The following is a 14,148-nucleotide window of genomic DNA, read 5'->3' on the forward strand; positions in this document are numbered from 1 at the left end:
AATTACTGGGGTAAGCTTTACTCATAACGCTCTCTCAGTGCTGTGTACTACATATTCGCAGCTTACACTGAGTGAGCTTTTTTGCTATCTAACCGACTTTTAAAACATCCTCTGAGTGTAGTCCACTCCATGCTTAGAAATGAGATTGTCAGTAACAATCAGTTTAGTTGTTTCTAAGTCAGCGTTGAGTTTTTGGGATACTTTAGATATCGCGGTAGTTGGAGTAAAGGAGCTTGATGATACACCGTCGAGAGCTTGCAGCGCTTGGGCAGCTGATTGGTAACGTTGACGAAAGTCATAGCAAACCATTTTGTCTAAAATATTTGCTAAATTAGGGCTAGCTTGTACGCGATCGCGCCAGATTATTTCACTTGTGTTGGAATCTTCTGGTAATTCTCTGGGATGTAATCCTGTAAATGCTTGGATAGCAAGCATTCCCACTGCATAAATATCACTACTAAAGCGCGGTTTCCCTGCTATCTGTTCGTTGGGCATATAGCCTGGTGAGCCAATAGCAATGGTAAAGCTCGTTGCTCCTTGAGAATTAATCACCTGAGTGCCGAATTGTTTGACGGCTCCAAAGTCAATTAAAACCAGCTTTCCATCTTGCTTACGCCGAACTAAATTAGAAGGCTTAATATCTCGATGAATTACATTTTGTTGATGGACAAACGCTAATATTTCTAAAACTTCTTTTAAGAGAGCAATTACAAAGTTTTCGCTTAACTTTTTACCAACTGGTAATTCCTGTCTAAGCTCGTGTCCTTCAATAAATTCTTGAACCAAATAAAATTCTTGCTCTTCCTCAAAGTGAGCAAACAGCCGAGGAATTTGATTATGGTTTCCCAACTGGTATAAAACTTCTGCTTCTCGATTAAATAAACGCTTTGCTGCTTGTAAAGCTAATGGATGATCTATAGTTTTGGGTGTGAGTTGCTTCACGACGCACTGAGGGGTTCCAGGTAGATGTCTATCTTCAGCTATGAAGGTAGTACCGAAGCCTCCTCCTCCCAAGTGGCTAATAATCTCGTAGCGCCCACTCAATGTTTTTCCCAGCATCAGATTTACTTATGGTTGTGGAGTTTGCTCACGAATTGTTCATTGATAAAGATTTTGGCACAGAATGTTGAGACTGTTTGGCAATTCGGAATAACAACCTTTGTAGCTAAAATCGATGGCTTCTTACTTAGCTACCTACTGGACATATTCTGCCGGATGGCATTCAGGTTGCGCTCCATGCGATCGCACAACAATTCTCTGCTATGTTGCAAGAAATGCGATCGCCCTAACTTAGCCAAACTTGCCCCCTTCTGTGGCACCCTGAGAAACAGAGAGGAACGCAAAAAGTAAAGAAAAGGTTATGCAAACTCTGCCAATTCCCAACACTGCATCTAACGAACCCGCTTTTGACACCGCCATTAAGCGCCGCAAAACCCGTCCGGTAAAAGTGGGAAATGTCACCATCGGCGGCGGTTATCCGGTGGTGGTGCAGTCGATGATTAATGAAGATACCCTGGATATCGACGGATCGGTTGCCGGAATTCGTCGATTGCACGAGATTGGCTGCGAAATTGTGCGCGTCACTGTGCCTAGTATCGGTCACGCTAAAGCTTTGGCGGAAATTAAACAGAAATTAATCCAAACTTACCAAATTGTGCCTTTGGTTGCCGATGTGCATCACAACGGGATGAAAATCGCTTTGGAAGTAGCCAAGCACGTTGATAAGGTGCGGATTAATCCTGGGTTGTATGTGTTTGAGAAGCCAAAAGCAGATAGAACTGAATATACCAAAGCTGAATTTGACGAGATTGGCGAAAAAATCCGCGAAACTTTAGAACCATTAGTGGTTTCCTTGCGAGATCAGGGTAAGGCGATGCGAATCGGGGTAAATCACGGTTCTCTTGCTGAAAGAATGCTGTTTTCCTACGGCGACACTCCTGAAGGGATGGTGGAATCTGCTATAGAATTCATCAGAATTTGCGAATCCCTGGATTTCCACAACCTGGTAATTTCTCTCAAAGCGTCGCGGGTTCCGGTGATGTTAGCAGCATATCGCTTGATGGCGAAGCGGATGGATGAACTGGGAATGGATTACCCTCTGCATTTGGGTGTCACGGAAGCTGGTGATGGCGAATATGGACGCATCAAGTCTACGGCAGGAATTGCTACCCTGTTAGCTGATGGAATTGGCGATACTATCCGGGTGTCTCTCACCGAAGCGCCAGAAAAAGAGATTCCCGTCTGCTACAGCATTCTGCAAGCTTTGGGTTTGCGGAAAACGATGGTTGAGTATGTCGCTTGTCCTTCTTGTGGTCGCACATTGTTTAACCTAGAAGAAGTGCTGCACGAAGTTCGGGAAGCAACTAAACACCTCACCGGTTTAGACATAGCAGTTATGGGTTGCATTGTCAACGGCCCCGGAGAGATGGCGGATGCTGACTATGGCTATGTTGGCAAACAACCTGGTTATATCTCGCTATATCGTGGCAGAGAAGAGATAAAAAAAGTACCAGAGTCGCAAGGAGTTGAAGAATTGATTAATTTAATTAAGGCAGACGGACGCTGGATTGACCCTTAAGTTAAGAAAAGTTAGGAGTTAAGAGTGAAGAATCAGGAATTGTTAACTCCTAACTCCGAATTCTCCAATTCCGGACTGTCACCTAGTGCAGATGGATAGAGAAGTGCGCTCTAATGCTGGGTAGAAATTGCCTGTGTTAGAGTTAGCGTAATTCCTTGGCAGTAATTCCCCCCAGCTCAGACAGGAAAATGGTAATTACAAAACGTGGGCTTGTTCTAAGTGCGACAGCAGCAACAGTGGCTGCGATCGCTATTACCGGAGTAGGTATTCATCTCCCCAAAAGTCTAGCAGTCTTGCGCGAAAGCCCCAAGGAGCTAGTAGACGAAGTTTGGCAAGTCATCGACCGCTCTTATGTGGATGGCACCTTTAACAAGGTAGATTGGCGCGCAGTTCGTAAAGAGTATCTCAATAAGTCTTACAGCAACAAGGAAGAAGCTTATGAAGCTATCCGGGAAATGCTGAAGAAACTGAATGACCCCTATACTCGGTTCATGGACCCAGGAGAGTTCAAGTCAATGCAAATTGACACTTCTGGGGAATTAACAGGGGTTGGTCTGCAACTTGCCCAAGATGAAAAAACCAAGAAGTTAACGGTAATTGCGCCAATTGAAGATACGCCAGCTTCTAAGGCTGGTGTATTGGCTAAGGACATCATCACCAAAATCGATGGCAAAACTACCGATGGGATGGATGTCAATGACGCAGTGAAGCTGATTCGGGGACAGCCGGGAACCTCAGTGACGCTAACGGTTCAGCGGGGGAACAAGGAATTAATGTTTCCTCTGAAACGGGCGCGGATTGAAATCCATCCGGTGCGCTTTAGCAAGAAGACAAGTCCCACTGGCGACATTGGCTATATTCGCCTGACTCAGTTCAGCGCTAATGCTTCTAAGGAAATGGCAGACGCGATTAAAGCTTTAGAGGCGCAGAATGTGAACGGCTACATTCTGGATCTGCGCTCTAATCCAGGCGGGTTACTATACTCTAGTATTGAAATTGCCCAAATGTGGCTCAAAGAAGGCACTATTGTCTCAACATCCGACCGCCAGGGAGAAAGGGATCGAGAGACGGCTAATAATCGCGCCTTGACTGATAAACCGCTGGTGGTGCTGGTGGATGGCGGATCGGCTAGCGCTAGTGAAATCCTCTCTGGAGCTTTGCAGGATAACAAGCGGGCTGTTTTGGTGGGTACAAAGACCTTTGGTAAAGGTTTGGTGCAATCGGTGCGGGGCCTGGGCGATGGTTCGGGTTTGGCGGTGACGATCGCTAAATACTATACTCCCAAGGGTCGCGATATCAACCAAGCGGGAATTGTCCCGGATCAGGTGCTGGAACTCTCGGATGAAGAGCGCAAGTCGTTGCAGACTGACCGAGATAAAATCGGCTCTCAGGACGATCCTCAATACGCGAAAGCGCTGGATGTGCTGAATCAGGAGATTGCTGCGAAAAAAGGAAATAGGGCAGAAAAGAAATTTTAGATTTTCCTCCCCCTGAAGGAGTTTCTGGACTTCTGATGATTTTGGGTTAAATCTACGGTTCTCATTTGTGTGTAATACTTCTGACCTCTCCCCAACCCCTCCCCTTGTAGGGGAGGGGCTAATTCTCCTTTCCTACATGGGAACTACAAGGGAAGGGGTTGAATCGTTAGGTCTGTATTTGACTCAACTGCGAACCGCTATAAAATATAAAATCTTAAATTATGCGGGTTGGCATTTTCCAGCGCGGATTAAGCCGATGCGACGAGCGATCGCTTCCTCTTGGGAATTAAATGGCCCCCAGCGTTCCACAAATGCTGATTCTTCCTCCCCTTCGACGCGATCGCTGGGGATAATTTCGCATTTTTGATGTTGTCGCTTGACAATATACCAAGTTTGTGGTTCAGTCATTTTAAGTAAAAATTAATTCCACACACAGAGACTGCTAGGGTCTTGGAGCGGCTGCATTGGTTGAAGTTCCTATCTCTGGCTGTAACAGGATTGGCAAACCGCCTTGCCCTTGACCACCCATCACCACAATTTTAGAATTGGGGGATTGAGCTAGTTTTTCAGTGGCTTCAATTGCCCTCAATTGCAACATTCGGTCGCTCAGTCCTTGAGAAATTATTTTTTGAGAATCAGAAATACCTCTGGCTTCAATGCGTTTTCGCTCAGCCTCTTGACGCTCTTTTTCTAGAGTAAATTTCATCTGCTGGCTTTGCTGCTCGACTTGGAGTTTTTGCTCAATTGCGGCTTGGAGCGTATCAGGAAGTTTAACTTCCCTCAACAAAGCTTCTTCAACTACAAAACCAAGAGGTAATAACTGCTCGCTTAGCCGTTGGCGAAGCTGATTAGCAACTTCTTGGCGTTTGGTCGAGTAAATTGCTACAGCCGGGTAACTAGCAGTAATTTCGCGGACAAGGGAGCGAAATCGGGAAGTAATAATATCTCCCTCTTCAGTACCAATATTTTTATAAACTTCCGCCGCTTTCTGCGGATCTAGTTTGTATTGAAGAGTGACATCGATATTGAAAGCTAAACCTTCTTGGGATGTAGCCTCTATAGTTTCCTTCACATCTTTCAGCCGAGTGGAAAATATCTCGACTTCGGTAAAGGGATTGACTAAGTGGACACCAGGATTAAGGGTGCGTTCGGAAACCCTTCCCAAGGACTCTACAACGCCGATATTTCCAGCGGGGATAATCAATAAACTGCGGAAGACGGTAGAAAGCGCTGCAATTGCTCCAACGAGCGTTGCGATCGCTTGCACCGCCAAGCGGCCTCTTTCATTCTTAACTTTACCAGCATTGAAGAAAACGAGGATAGAAATTAACGTTATCAGGAGTGAAGCTATAAAAGACATAAATTTCCCTCCATCAGCTTTGAAAAAGTTTTACAACTTAATTTGATGATAGATCCGGCTGGTTAACGTTAGGTAATTAAACAGCAAAAAGCTAATTCGGGCTATTATTTTTTTTAGCTACTGAGAATTAAAGAGTAATTAATCACCAAGTTTGAAATAAACCATACGGTAAGGAAAAAGGAAAAAGAGTAAGATTACTTACGTTTCTATGTTTTGTCTAGTTTGTGTTTTTTCTCTTCTTTTTGCCTTTTTCCTTTTGCCTTTTTTAGCCGTTGGTGGCTAAGACTTTTTCAGCTAGTTTTCCGGGGACTTCTTGGAGATGGTCGTGTTGCCAGTTGAAGAAGCCAACGCCCATTGTAAGACTTCGCAATTCTACGATAAAGTCGTGCATCTCAGCTTGGGGTAAATACGCGGAAACGCAATCCCAACCTGCCCAATCTGATTTAGCTTCATAGCCGAGAATTTGTCCCCGCCGTCCGCTCAGCAGTTGGAGGACTTTGGAGGTAAACTCGCTGGGGGCGCATACTTGAACTGAGGTAATCGGTTCAAGCAGGGTTGGTTCGCACTTTTGCATTCCTTCCTGCATGGCAATTCGAGCAGCTTGTTTAAATGCCTGTTCCGAACTATCGACTGAGTGGTATGAACCATTTGTCAGCGTTACCGCTACATCGACGACTGGGAAACCCAAGGGGCCATGAGTGAGATATTCCCGCACTCCCATCTCAACGCCGGGAATATATTGTTTAGGAACGACACCGCCAACAATAGTTTGATTGAAGTTAAAGCCTTCGCCACGGGGTAGGGGTTTGATTTCCAGGTATACGTCGCCGAATTGCCCGTGTCCGCCGCTTTGGTGCTTGTAGCGCCCGTGAACTGAGGGGGCAGTTTTGCGAATGGTTTCTTTGTAGGGAACTCGCGGCAGATGGGTTGTCATGGGCAGGTTGTATTTGCGCCGCAGTCGGTCGAGAGCAACTTGCAGGTGAATGTCGCCTTGTCCCCAGAGGATGACTTCGTGAGTGTCGCCATGTTGTTCCCAGGCGAGGGAGGGATCTTCTTCTAGCAGTTTGGCTATGGCGCTGCTGAGTTTAACTTCGTCGTTGCGCTTTTCGGGCGCGATCGCCATTGCGTATACTGGGGAAGTCTGCTCGGCTTTCGGTAATTCGGTTGCCAATTGTGCATCGGCTGTCAAGGTATCCCCTGTTTTAATTGCTTCCAAGCGTCCCAGTGCCACAATTTCACCAGCTTGGGCTTGTGTGACACTTTGCTGTTGCTGTCCCATCAAGCGGTACAATCCGCCAACACGAACCCCATTCAGGACAATTCCATCTGTTAACGTACCTTGCCAAACCCGCACGAGGGAGAGTTTCCCACCTTGGGGAGTGTAATAGGTTTTAATAACTTGCGCTAAGGGAGCATCGGCGTGGAGAACAATTCCCCGACGTTCGGCAGTAGTTGCGGGATCTGGTGCTTCTCGCAATAAAGCTTCCAACAGCGGCCGCACTCCATAATCTTGCTCAGCAACCCCCATGAACACAGGCACAATTAAATCTGCCCCTAACTCCATTTTCAAGTCTTGGATAATTTCTTCTTGGGGCGGGTTAATTTCCTCTAGCAGTTCTTCTAGCAAGTGGTCGTCAAAATCTGCCAATGCTTCCAGCATCTCTGTGCGTGCTGCTTGTTCTTGTTCTTTCAAGTCTTCTGGCATTGGCACCGGGTCAGCTGGCGCACCCGGATGGTAATGATAAGCTTGTTCGCTCACCAAGTCGATAAATCCGGTCAGTTGTTCGCCTTGACCGATGGGATACTGGTGTGGGACGATCGGGCGGCTGGAAACTGTTTTCAGGGCGTTTAGCACGTCCATGAAGTTGTTGTTCGCCCGATCCATTTTGTTGATGAAGACTAGGTGTGGTATTTCCCAGTCGTCGAGAAATTTGAATAAAGGTGCGAGGGTGAGGACGCGATTGGTGTGCGGTTCGCAGACTACAATCGCTGCATCCACGCCAATGAGAGCGTTATAGGTTTCTTGTGCAAATTCTACCGAGCCGGGACAATCTACAAAAGTGAAGCGGACATCGCTGTAGTCTGTGCTGGCAGTGCATACCTCTATACTCATCTGGCGATCGCGTGCTTCTTGGGAACTATCTGCCACCGTGTTGCGGTCTACAGTACGTCCTTTGCGGGAAATTGTCCCACTGACGAACAGCAAACTTTCCAGTAATGTAGTTTTGCCGCCTAAATACGGGCCGACAATTGCAACATTTCGCGTCCCGGAAACGACTTTTTCGTTCATAATCCACCTCCAAGAAAAAAAGGAGAGAAGCAGATTGGCACCATTAGCAATCAGGCGGGATGTTCCCGCTCTCCTTTCGGGGTGCCATTAACTGCTTGTTAGCCGTATGGATTTATTGATCCCTGACTGTGAGATTAGCGCGTTTGACTTCCCTGAAATGAAAGTTGCAATTTCTTTTAAAGCAAACTCACCCAAAAATTAACTTAGATAAATTACTATTAAATAAGCGTAAATTTTATCAATAAATGAAACAGATTAAAAAGTATTTGTTAGAAAAATACTGGATATCAGGTCAACAAGCGTAACAATTGTAAACAAAAAGGTGACTCGAAAAATGGGAAGGCATCGGCATCTGGAATGGATAAATATACCTCACAGGCCCAAGCCTGGAACCGCACGAAAAAACCCGGCGTTCGCGAACTTTGTTCGTAGGCCCTTAACTTTAGTCGTTAGGCTCTCGCTGTTACTAGTGGGGATAATGCCCCCGGTTGCCGCTTTACCAACTTCTACGCCTATAACAGTCGCGCAAGCGCCACAGGCGGTGGATTCGGTAAATCAGGGTTTGCAGATGATTCAACAGGGGAAAGTATCAGAAGCGATCGCATCCTTTCAACGCGCCACCCAACTCGATCCCAAACTGGCACCAGCACATTACAATTTAGGCCTAGCTTTGCGGCAGGCGGGGCAATTGCAACCATCAGCGGATGCCTTTTACCAAGCGACACAAGCCGATCCCAAATTTGCCTTAGCTTTTGCTAATTTAGGCGCTGCGCTGCTGGAGGGCAACAACTTACAGCAGGCGGGTGATTATTTAGTCCGGGCGCTGGAAATCGATCCCAAGTTGGGGGTAGCGCATTACAATCTGGGTTTGGTCAGGGAACAGCAAGGAGATTGGGAGAAAGCGATCGCATCTTTTAAAAAAGCTATGCAGTTGAGTCCAAATGCGCCAGAACCTGCTTATCATTTGGGCTTATCTTATTTGCAACAAAATAAAACTAACGAAGCTAAAAAAGCATTTCAACAAGCTCTGAAAATTAGCCCAAAATACCCTGAAGCTCACTACAATCTCGGTTCAATCCTAATGAATCAGGGAAAATTAGACGAAGCTTTAAACGCTTTTCGCCAAGCAGCAGAAGCTAATTCTAATTACGCCAATGCCTACTATGCAGCGGGTTTAGTCTTTTTGCGCCAAGGCAAATACAGCGATGCTCAACAATTGCTACAATACGCCAAAGACCTCTATGCTGCTCAAGGTAACACCCAGTGGGTGAGGAATTCTCAAGAATTATTGCAAAGAGCGCAAAATCCTAATTAAGGCTCACCCGGCTAAATTAATTGCTGGTGCGATGCACTTTGACGCGCCTAGCCGGATCTTGCTTCTTCACCCAAGACAAAAATTTTTGCATCTGAGGTTCATCCTTCAGTCTTTCCACACAGTTGAGTTCTTGGGCTAATCTCGTATTATCAAACAAAGTATGTATCTGTCGATGGCAGGCAGAACAGATATTTATAGTAGGGCCTGGATCTTCATTTTTTCGCTTGGTTTTCTGTCGCGGAACTAGATGATGTACAGTTAGTTTTTCTACATCTCTTTCGCACAATTCGCACTGCATTGATTGCTAGAACTCCTACTCCCTTACTTGGTAAAATAAATTATCATTGCCTTTAACAAAGTTATGCTCTTTACAAGCATTACTTGTTTAATTATATAATTATTATAATAATTTCTAGAGCCACCCTATTTGATGAGCGAACCGCTGAGACACCGAGGACGCAGAGGAAGAGAAAAGAGAGAGCTTGATAAATAAATTAGGATTGCTATATTAGAGAAAATTCGGTAAATATACGAATTTAGAACTAAGGGAGAGAGTGGTAGGTGTATTAAAGAAAGAAGCGATCGCTTCCATGAACCTCATCCTGCGCCCTTGCAAAATTCATGTATCAAAATTATCAGAAAAATAGTGTTATCCCAGGTGCAACATTTGTTACCGCAGGCGCGGCGACAGGTGCCGGAGTTTCCGCCGCTGTTGGCGGGATGGGATTAGTTGGAGGATTTGGAGCTGTTGGGCTTGGTATGGCACCAGTTACGGCGGCGGGAGCTGTTGCTGGGGCTGCTGTCTACGGCGCTTTTACAGCGATAGGAGAAGCAGATACTTTCGCTTTAGGTGCCATAGGAATTGGTGCAGCAGGTGGCACTAGTTTTTACTCAGTTTTTGGCGGTATGGGATTAGCTTTTAAAGGAACGGCTGTAGGAATTGGCATGGCTCCGATGACGGCTGTTGGTGCAGTAATTGGACTGGGAATTTATGGGTTGCACAAAGCTCTCAAACCGGAGCCTGGAGAGCGTTTAATGGGTGCGATAGATGCCTTTGGGCGGATGGAAGAAAAAATATTGTGGCAAGACGCTTACACCGAGGCACTTTTAGAATTAGAACTTGCAGCATTAGAAAAAAAGTTAGCTGGTGATGCTGTAGAAAGAAAATTTGCTAATTGGGAACTGGAGGGTGAGTTAGAGGAATTGAAGGCTAAAATGCAGCCAAAAACTAATTCAAACTTCTTTAAACCAAATGTCAAGTCATTTGCAACCCCTGAAACTTCTGCCACCACGACACAGCCCTTAAAAAGCAAGTTTTCTTCTCCAGAAATTGAAGCAAAACTGGTGCGAGTAGAGGCACAGGCATCTCATTCTTGGAAATGCGTACATACTCTTAAAGGACACTCAGCCTCGGTTAATTCCGTTGCTATCAGCCCCGATGGTGAAATCGTTGCCAGTGGGAGTGATGATAGAACAGTTACTTTGTGGAATCTGAAAACAGGAAAACAGATTTTTACCTTTATTGGACAAGCACAGGAAGTTTATTCAGTGGCAATTAGTCCAGATAGTAAGACTCTTGTCAGTGGCAGTTTTGATCAAAAAATTACTAGCTGGAATTTGCGAAGAAATGAATTTATCCGCACCTTCTTTTATTTAAACTCACCCTACAGTCATTCCAGCTTTGTTTACTCGGTTGCCTTCAGCCCGGATGGAAAAATTATTGCTAGTGGAAGTGCCGATAAAACTATCAGGCTTTGGAATGGGTACGGGGGAAAATTAATCCGTACTATTAATGGACATTCAGATGCGGTTTTGTCTGTTGCTATTAGCCCCGATAGCCAAACTATCGCTAGTGGAAGTGCTGATAAAACTATTAGGCTTTGGAATTTGATTAGCGGACAACAGCACCACATTCTCGCTGGGCATTCCGGTTCGGTTAATTCTGTTGCCTTCAGCCCCGATGGAAAGACTCTCGCTAGTGGGAGTGGAGACACCACAATCAAGTTATGGAATCTCAAAACTGGAGAATTAATTCGCACTTTCTCAGGACATTCATCTGGGGTTAATTCTGTTGCCTTTAGCCCCGATGGAAAAACTCTCGCCAGTGGCAGCACCAACAGCGTGAAAATTTGGAAACTGCACACTGGAGAACTCCTAGAAACTCTTTCTGGACGTGATGCGGTTGCTTTTAGTGGTAATGGAAATACTTTGGTGAGTGGCGCTAATGGCGGCACTATTAAAATTTGGCATCAGTCCTGTGAGACGAATAAATCTCAATCTAACTTTGTGCTATCTGGGGAATGGTGGGAAGTTTTGGGTGTGGAAAAAAGTGCTTATCCTAAAGATGTGAAGCGTGCATACATTCGCTTGGGAAGGCAGTATCATCCTGATATTAATTCCTCTGCTAGTGCTAAAGCTACAATGCAGGTAATTAATCAGGCTTATGACCAGTACCGGAAAGAAATAGGCGGCAATACGGTTCGGTTAAGATAACGCAGCCTACCCAACTCATGAGTAGAGACGTTCTATAGAACGTCTCTACAAAGAAAATTTTACGCTTTATTTAGGAGCGCTATAGTAAGCTTTTAATTCTTGCCCAGAGGACAAGTAACAGGCTGATCTCCAAAGGAATCTATGAATGTAGTTTCATCTTTGTAATGCCGGGGAGTTTGCAGTAATAATCTCCAAGCTTCGCCAGCATCTAATAAGTTATGTTGTTGTGGATAGTGTATCATTAACAAGTCTTGAACCATTGGATAATAGTCCGAGTTCAGCGCTGGGAAAATATGATGTTCGGTGTGGTAGGAGAAATTTAAGTGCAACAAATCAAAGATTTTGGGAACTCGTAGAGAAACACTATTTATTAGTGGATCGTTAACGCTGGTCATCTCGCATATCATGTGATTTGTATAAATATAAAACATGACACCAGCGTAGCCAATTGCTAGGGGGAGGAAGTAGCTGAGTAGGAGTTTGATGGGGTTAAAGTCTAGATAGGTGATGATACTCAAATGAATCCCTAAGATTAATAGAAATTCCCACGCGATCGCTTGCCTATCTTTGCCACTCACTTTAAAAGCCGCAGGCACATAATCTACAGACTCATTATTAAACAACACCACCGAAGTTAGGTTGCGAAAAGTATGAACCAGCCATGCTGATGTCATGCCTACAGTGAACCATAACGGATTAACTTCAGTAGATGGGACGAATAGATTTTGAATCCATTTTCCCCAAGTATCAGGCTGTTGATATAAATAATTTCGATCTGGATCTTTCAGGGAATTAGTATTATTGTGATGCACTCGATTATGAACTGCTTTCCACAACGTCGGTGGCATCCACATAATCGTTAATCCCAGAAAGCTAACCAAACGCATCAGGCGAGAATTTCTAATCGCGCTGCCGTGCATCAGGTCATGGGAGCTGAATAGTAAGAGAATGACACTATTGCCCATCACCAGGCTTAGCGGTAAATAAAGCCACAATAAATATACAGACCAGTGGTCTAATTTAGATGCGATCGCCCACCCTAATATCAGAATTGCTACATTAATTAATAAAATGAATAATTTATTGGGGTCGGGTGCAAACGCAGCATCAGGAAGAAGAGGACGCAATTTTTTGGCGTACTCTGATTGAGGAATCATTACTTGGTTATCCAAAATTAAAGACCGGTATTTTAACTTAACAGATTCTTATTGTAGCCTATCTTAAGAGATATATTTGTTTTTGGTTTCGTTAAAAGAAGCTTAAAAATTTTTTCGTTTATTATCAATAAATATAGTTTAAATGAAAATCCTTTTTTCTGAAACCCGCGCTATTAATAGATTTTTTAAAGATAACTGTAAACCCTAACATATTCTACTCCTTTAGAGAGATGCAATCTAAAAAATGGCAGCTTAAGCTCCAGCTATTCCAGTCCTCTAGATAGATTACGAGGGTGGCTATGACTTCAACTTCAGTATTAGAAAACATCGAAAAATATATCCCTTTAGTAGGGGATGTCAATATCAAAACCCCATTAGCGTATAAGACCAGCCGTGGGGCTGTCAAGGTAGTTAACGCGGCACAAATGGCAGTAGCAGAGGCTTATATTAACGGATTTGAAGTGCCTGATGCTGTACTGCGATCGCTTTTCGATACCTTCATGCCCATTTTGTTCAAATATTTTCCTTCTCTTTTAGCACCCTACGACTGGGTATTAAAAGAAACCGATCATCTCGCAGAAGGTTCGCGAGACCTAATGAAACTTCAGTATGACTTGCCACAAGCCATGCTGAATACAATGTTAGGAGATGGGAAACTTATTTATCCCAAATACAGCATGGCATTGTGGGAAAAAGGCGCAGCCAATCTTGAGCAAGCCCAAATGCAAATGATCGATGATGTAATTGAGAAGCTAGAGATCAAAGACGGCGACAATATTTTAGACTTTGGCTGTGGTTGGGGATGCGTTCCGAATTATATTCTTTCCAAGTTCCCCAATGTCAAGTTTACGGGAATTAATTTGAGCCACGAACAATGCGAATATATGCGTGGCAAAATGCAAGATCCGGAAAGTTACCTTAGTTCCGAACGATTTACGCTGTATGAAGGCGACTTAAATGATGCCTTCTTTGACACCAAGTTTGACAAAATTCTCTCGATTGGCGTTTTCTGCCATGTGGGTAATTTAACCAAAGCCTTCCAGAAATTAGCTTCGTTTTTGAAGGAGGACGGCAAAGTTTTTATTCACATTATCACAGTCCGCACCCCTAACAACATCTCCAGCGTTTACACCCACAAATACATTTTTCCGCATGGCCGTTACTGGAATTTCGATGCAGTTCCTAGCCATAACAAAGACCTAAAAACCATTGAAAGATGGTATCTCAACGGCTATAACTACTCTACAACGTTTGCTAACTGGCTAAAGAACTTTGATGACAATCAGGCAACAAACAAACAGTTAGACTATGGCATCGAGTATGCCAAATTCCGCCGGATTTGGAGGTTTTATTTGCTGTGGTTTGTTCGCAACTTTGCTTGTTGTAATGGGGAATATAATGGCAACGGTCAATTTTTATTGACTCATGCTTAATGCAGTCTCAAATTGAAGCATAGCGTCTAAAATTGGCGTTTCCA

The 14,148-nt window shown here is 44.4% G+C and carries 11 protein-coding genes and 1 pseudogene; 5 read left to right on the forward strand and 7 right to left on the reverse strand.

The features are described from left to right. Nucleotides 1-249: 249 nt before the first annotated feature. Together H6F66_RS16180 and H6F66_RS16185 are read right to left on the reverse strand one after the other, a co-directional pair. Nucleotides 250-1,059, reverse strand: a pseudogene (locus H6F66_RS16180) (serine/threonine-protein kinase); the annotation flags it as partial. A gap of 131 nt (nucleotides 1,060-1,190) precedes the next feature. Further along, complete coding sequence (locus tag H6F66_RS16185; RefSeq protein WP_190423129.1) at nucleotides 1,191-1,343, reverse strand: hypothetical protein; 153 nt, start codon at nucleotides 1,341-1,343, stop codon at nucleotides 1,191-1,193. A 17-nt stretch (nucleotides 1,344-1,360) separates the two neighbouring features. On the opposite strand from H6F66_RS16185, the gene ispG reads away from it, so the two are divergent. Together ispG and ctpC are read left to right on the forward strand one after the other, a co-directional pair. After that, nucleotides 1,361-2,578, forward strand: coding sequence for a (E)-4-hydroxy-3-methylbut-2-enyl-diphosphate synthase (ispG, locus tag H6F66_RS16190; protein ID WP_190423131.1), 1,218 nt, complete (start codon nucleotides 1,361-1,363; stop codon nucleotides 2,576-2,578). 188 nt (nucleotides 2,579-2,766) lie between these two features. Further along, nucleotides 2,767-4,056, forward strand: coding sequence for a carboxyl-terminal processing protease CtpC (gene ctpC / locus H6F66_RS16195; RefSeq protein WP_190423134.1), 1,290 nt, complete (start codon nucleotides 2,767-2,769; stop codon nucleotides 4,054-4,056). A gap of 219 nt (nucleotides 4,057-4,275) precedes the next feature. On the opposite strand, the gene H6F66_RS16200 is transcribed toward ctpC, so the two are convergent. From H6F66_RS16200 to H6F66_RS16210, 3 genes are all read right to left on the reverse strand, one after another. Next, nucleotides 4,276-4,464: a transposase gene (locus H6F66_RS16200; protein ID WP_190423136.1), complete on the reverse strand. Its 189-nt coding sequence runs from the start codon at nucleotides 4,462-4,464 to the stop codon at nucleotides 4,276-4,278. Nucleotides 4,465-4,498: 34 nt separating this feature from the next. Beyond that, nucleotides 4,499-5,416, reverse strand: a complete 918-nt coding sequence (locus tag H6F66_RS16205; protein WP_190423137.1) for a prohibitin family protein — start codon at nucleotides 5,414-5,416, stop codon at nucleotides 4,499-4,501. Between the two features lie 265 nt (nucleotides 5,417-5,681). Then, nucleotides 5,682-7,706 carry an elongation factor G gene (locus H6F66_RS16210; protein ID WP_190423139.1) on the reverse strand — a complete coding sequence of 675 codons (2,025 nt, stop codon included), beginning with the start codon at nucleotides 7,704-7,706 and terminating at the stop codon, nucleotides 5,682-5,684. A 478-nt stretch (nucleotides 7,707-8,184) separates the two neighbouring features. Between H6F66_RS16210 and H6F66_RS16215 the strand changes: the two genes are divergently transcribed. Further along, complete coding sequence (locus H6F66_RS16215; protein ID WP_190423141.1) at nucleotides 8,185-9,021, forward strand: tetratricopeptide repeat protein; 837 nt, start codon at nucleotides 8,185-8,187, stop codon at nucleotides 9,019-9,021. A 16-nt stretch (nucleotides 9,022-9,037) separates the two neighbouring features. Here the strand turns inward: H6F66_RS16215 and H6F66_RS16220 are convergent, their stop codons facing one another. After that, complete coding sequence (locus H6F66_RS16220) at nucleotides 9,038-9,319, reverse strand: HNH endonuclease (RefSeq protein WP_190423148.1); 282 nt, start codon at nucleotides 9,317-9,319, stop codon at nucleotides 9,038-9,040. Between the two features lie 323 nt (nucleotides 9,320-9,642). Here H6F66_RS16220 and H6F66_RS16225 point away from each other — a divergent pair, with 323 nt between their 5' ends. Beyond that, complete coding sequence (locus tag H6F66_RS16225) at nucleotides 9,643-11,514, forward strand: DnaJ domain-containing protein (protein WP_190423150.1); 1,872 nt, start codon at nucleotides 9,643-9,645, stop codon at nucleotides 11,512-11,514. A gap of 92 nt (nucleotides 11,515-11,606) precedes the next feature. On the opposite strand, the gene H6F66_RS16230 is transcribed toward H6F66_RS16225, so the two are convergent. Next, nucleotides 11,607-12,671 carry a fatty acid desaturase gene (locus H6F66_RS16230; protein ID WP_190423152.1) on the reverse strand — a complete coding sequence of 355 codons (1,065 nt, stop codon included), beginning with the start codon at nucleotides 12,669-12,671 and terminating at the stop codon, nucleotides 11,607-11,609. A gap of 299 nt (nucleotides 12,672-12,970) precedes the next feature. On the opposite strand from H6F66_RS16230, the gene H6F66_RS16235 reads away from it, so the two are divergent. Then, nucleotides 12,971-14,104: a class I SAM-dependent methyltransferase gene (locus H6F66_RS16235; protein ID WP_190423154.1), complete on the forward strand. Its 1,134-nt coding sequence runs from the start codon at nucleotides 12,971-12,973 to the stop codon at nucleotides 14,102-14,104. Nucleotides 14,105-14,148: the final 44 nt, after the last annotated feature.

This window comes from Trichocoleus sp. FACHB-6, from assembly GCF_014695815.1.
In the GTDB taxonomy this organism is placed as follows: domain Bacteria; phylum Cyanobacteriota; class Cyanobacteriia; order Cyanobacteriales; family FACHB-T130; genus Funiculus; species Funiculus sociatus.

Excerpts from the sequence above, each read along its gene's own strand:
- H6F66_RS16205 (WP_190423137.1), bottom strand. The coding sequence starts at position 5,416 with ATGTCTTTTATAGCTTCACTCCTGATAACGTTAATTTCTATCCTCGTT.
- H6F66_RS16215 (WP_190423141.1), top strand. The coding sequence starts at position 8,185 with ATGCCCCCGGTTGCCGCTTTACCAACTTCTACGCCTATAACAGTCGCG.
- ispG (WP_190423131.1), top strand. The coding sequence starts at position 1,361 with ATGCAAACTCTGCCAATTCCCAACACTGCATCTAACGAACCCGCTTTT.
- H6F66_RS16230 (WP_190423152.1), bottom strand. The coding sequence starts at position 12,671 with ATGATTCCTCAATCAGAGTACGCCAAAAAATTGCGTCCTCTTCTTCCT.
- H6F66_RS16210 (WP_190423139.1), bottom strand. The coding sequence starts at position 7,706 with ATGAACGAAAAAGTCGTTTCCGGGACGCGAAATGTTGCAATTGTCGGC.
- H6F66_RS16235 (WP_190423154.1), top strand. The coding sequence starts at position 12,971 with ATGACTTCAACTTCAGTATTAGAAAACATCGAAAAATATATCCCTTTA.
- H6F66_RS16225 (WP_190423150.1), top strand. The coding sequence starts at position 9,643 with ATGTATCAAAATTATCAGAAAAATAGTGTTATCCCAGGTGCAACATTT.
- H6F66_RS16220 (WP_190423148.1), bottom strand. The coding sequence starts at position 9,319 with ATGCAGTGCGAATTGTGCGAAAGAGATGTAGAAAAACTAACTGTACAT.
- H6F66_RS16200 (WP_190423136.1), bottom strand. The coding sequence starts at position 4,464 with ATGACTGAACCACAAACTTGGTATATTGTCAAGCGACAACATCAAAAA.
- ctpC (WP_190423134.1), top strand. The coding sequence starts at position 2,767 with ATGGTAATTACAAAACGTGGGCTTGTTCTAAGTGCGACAGCAGCAACA.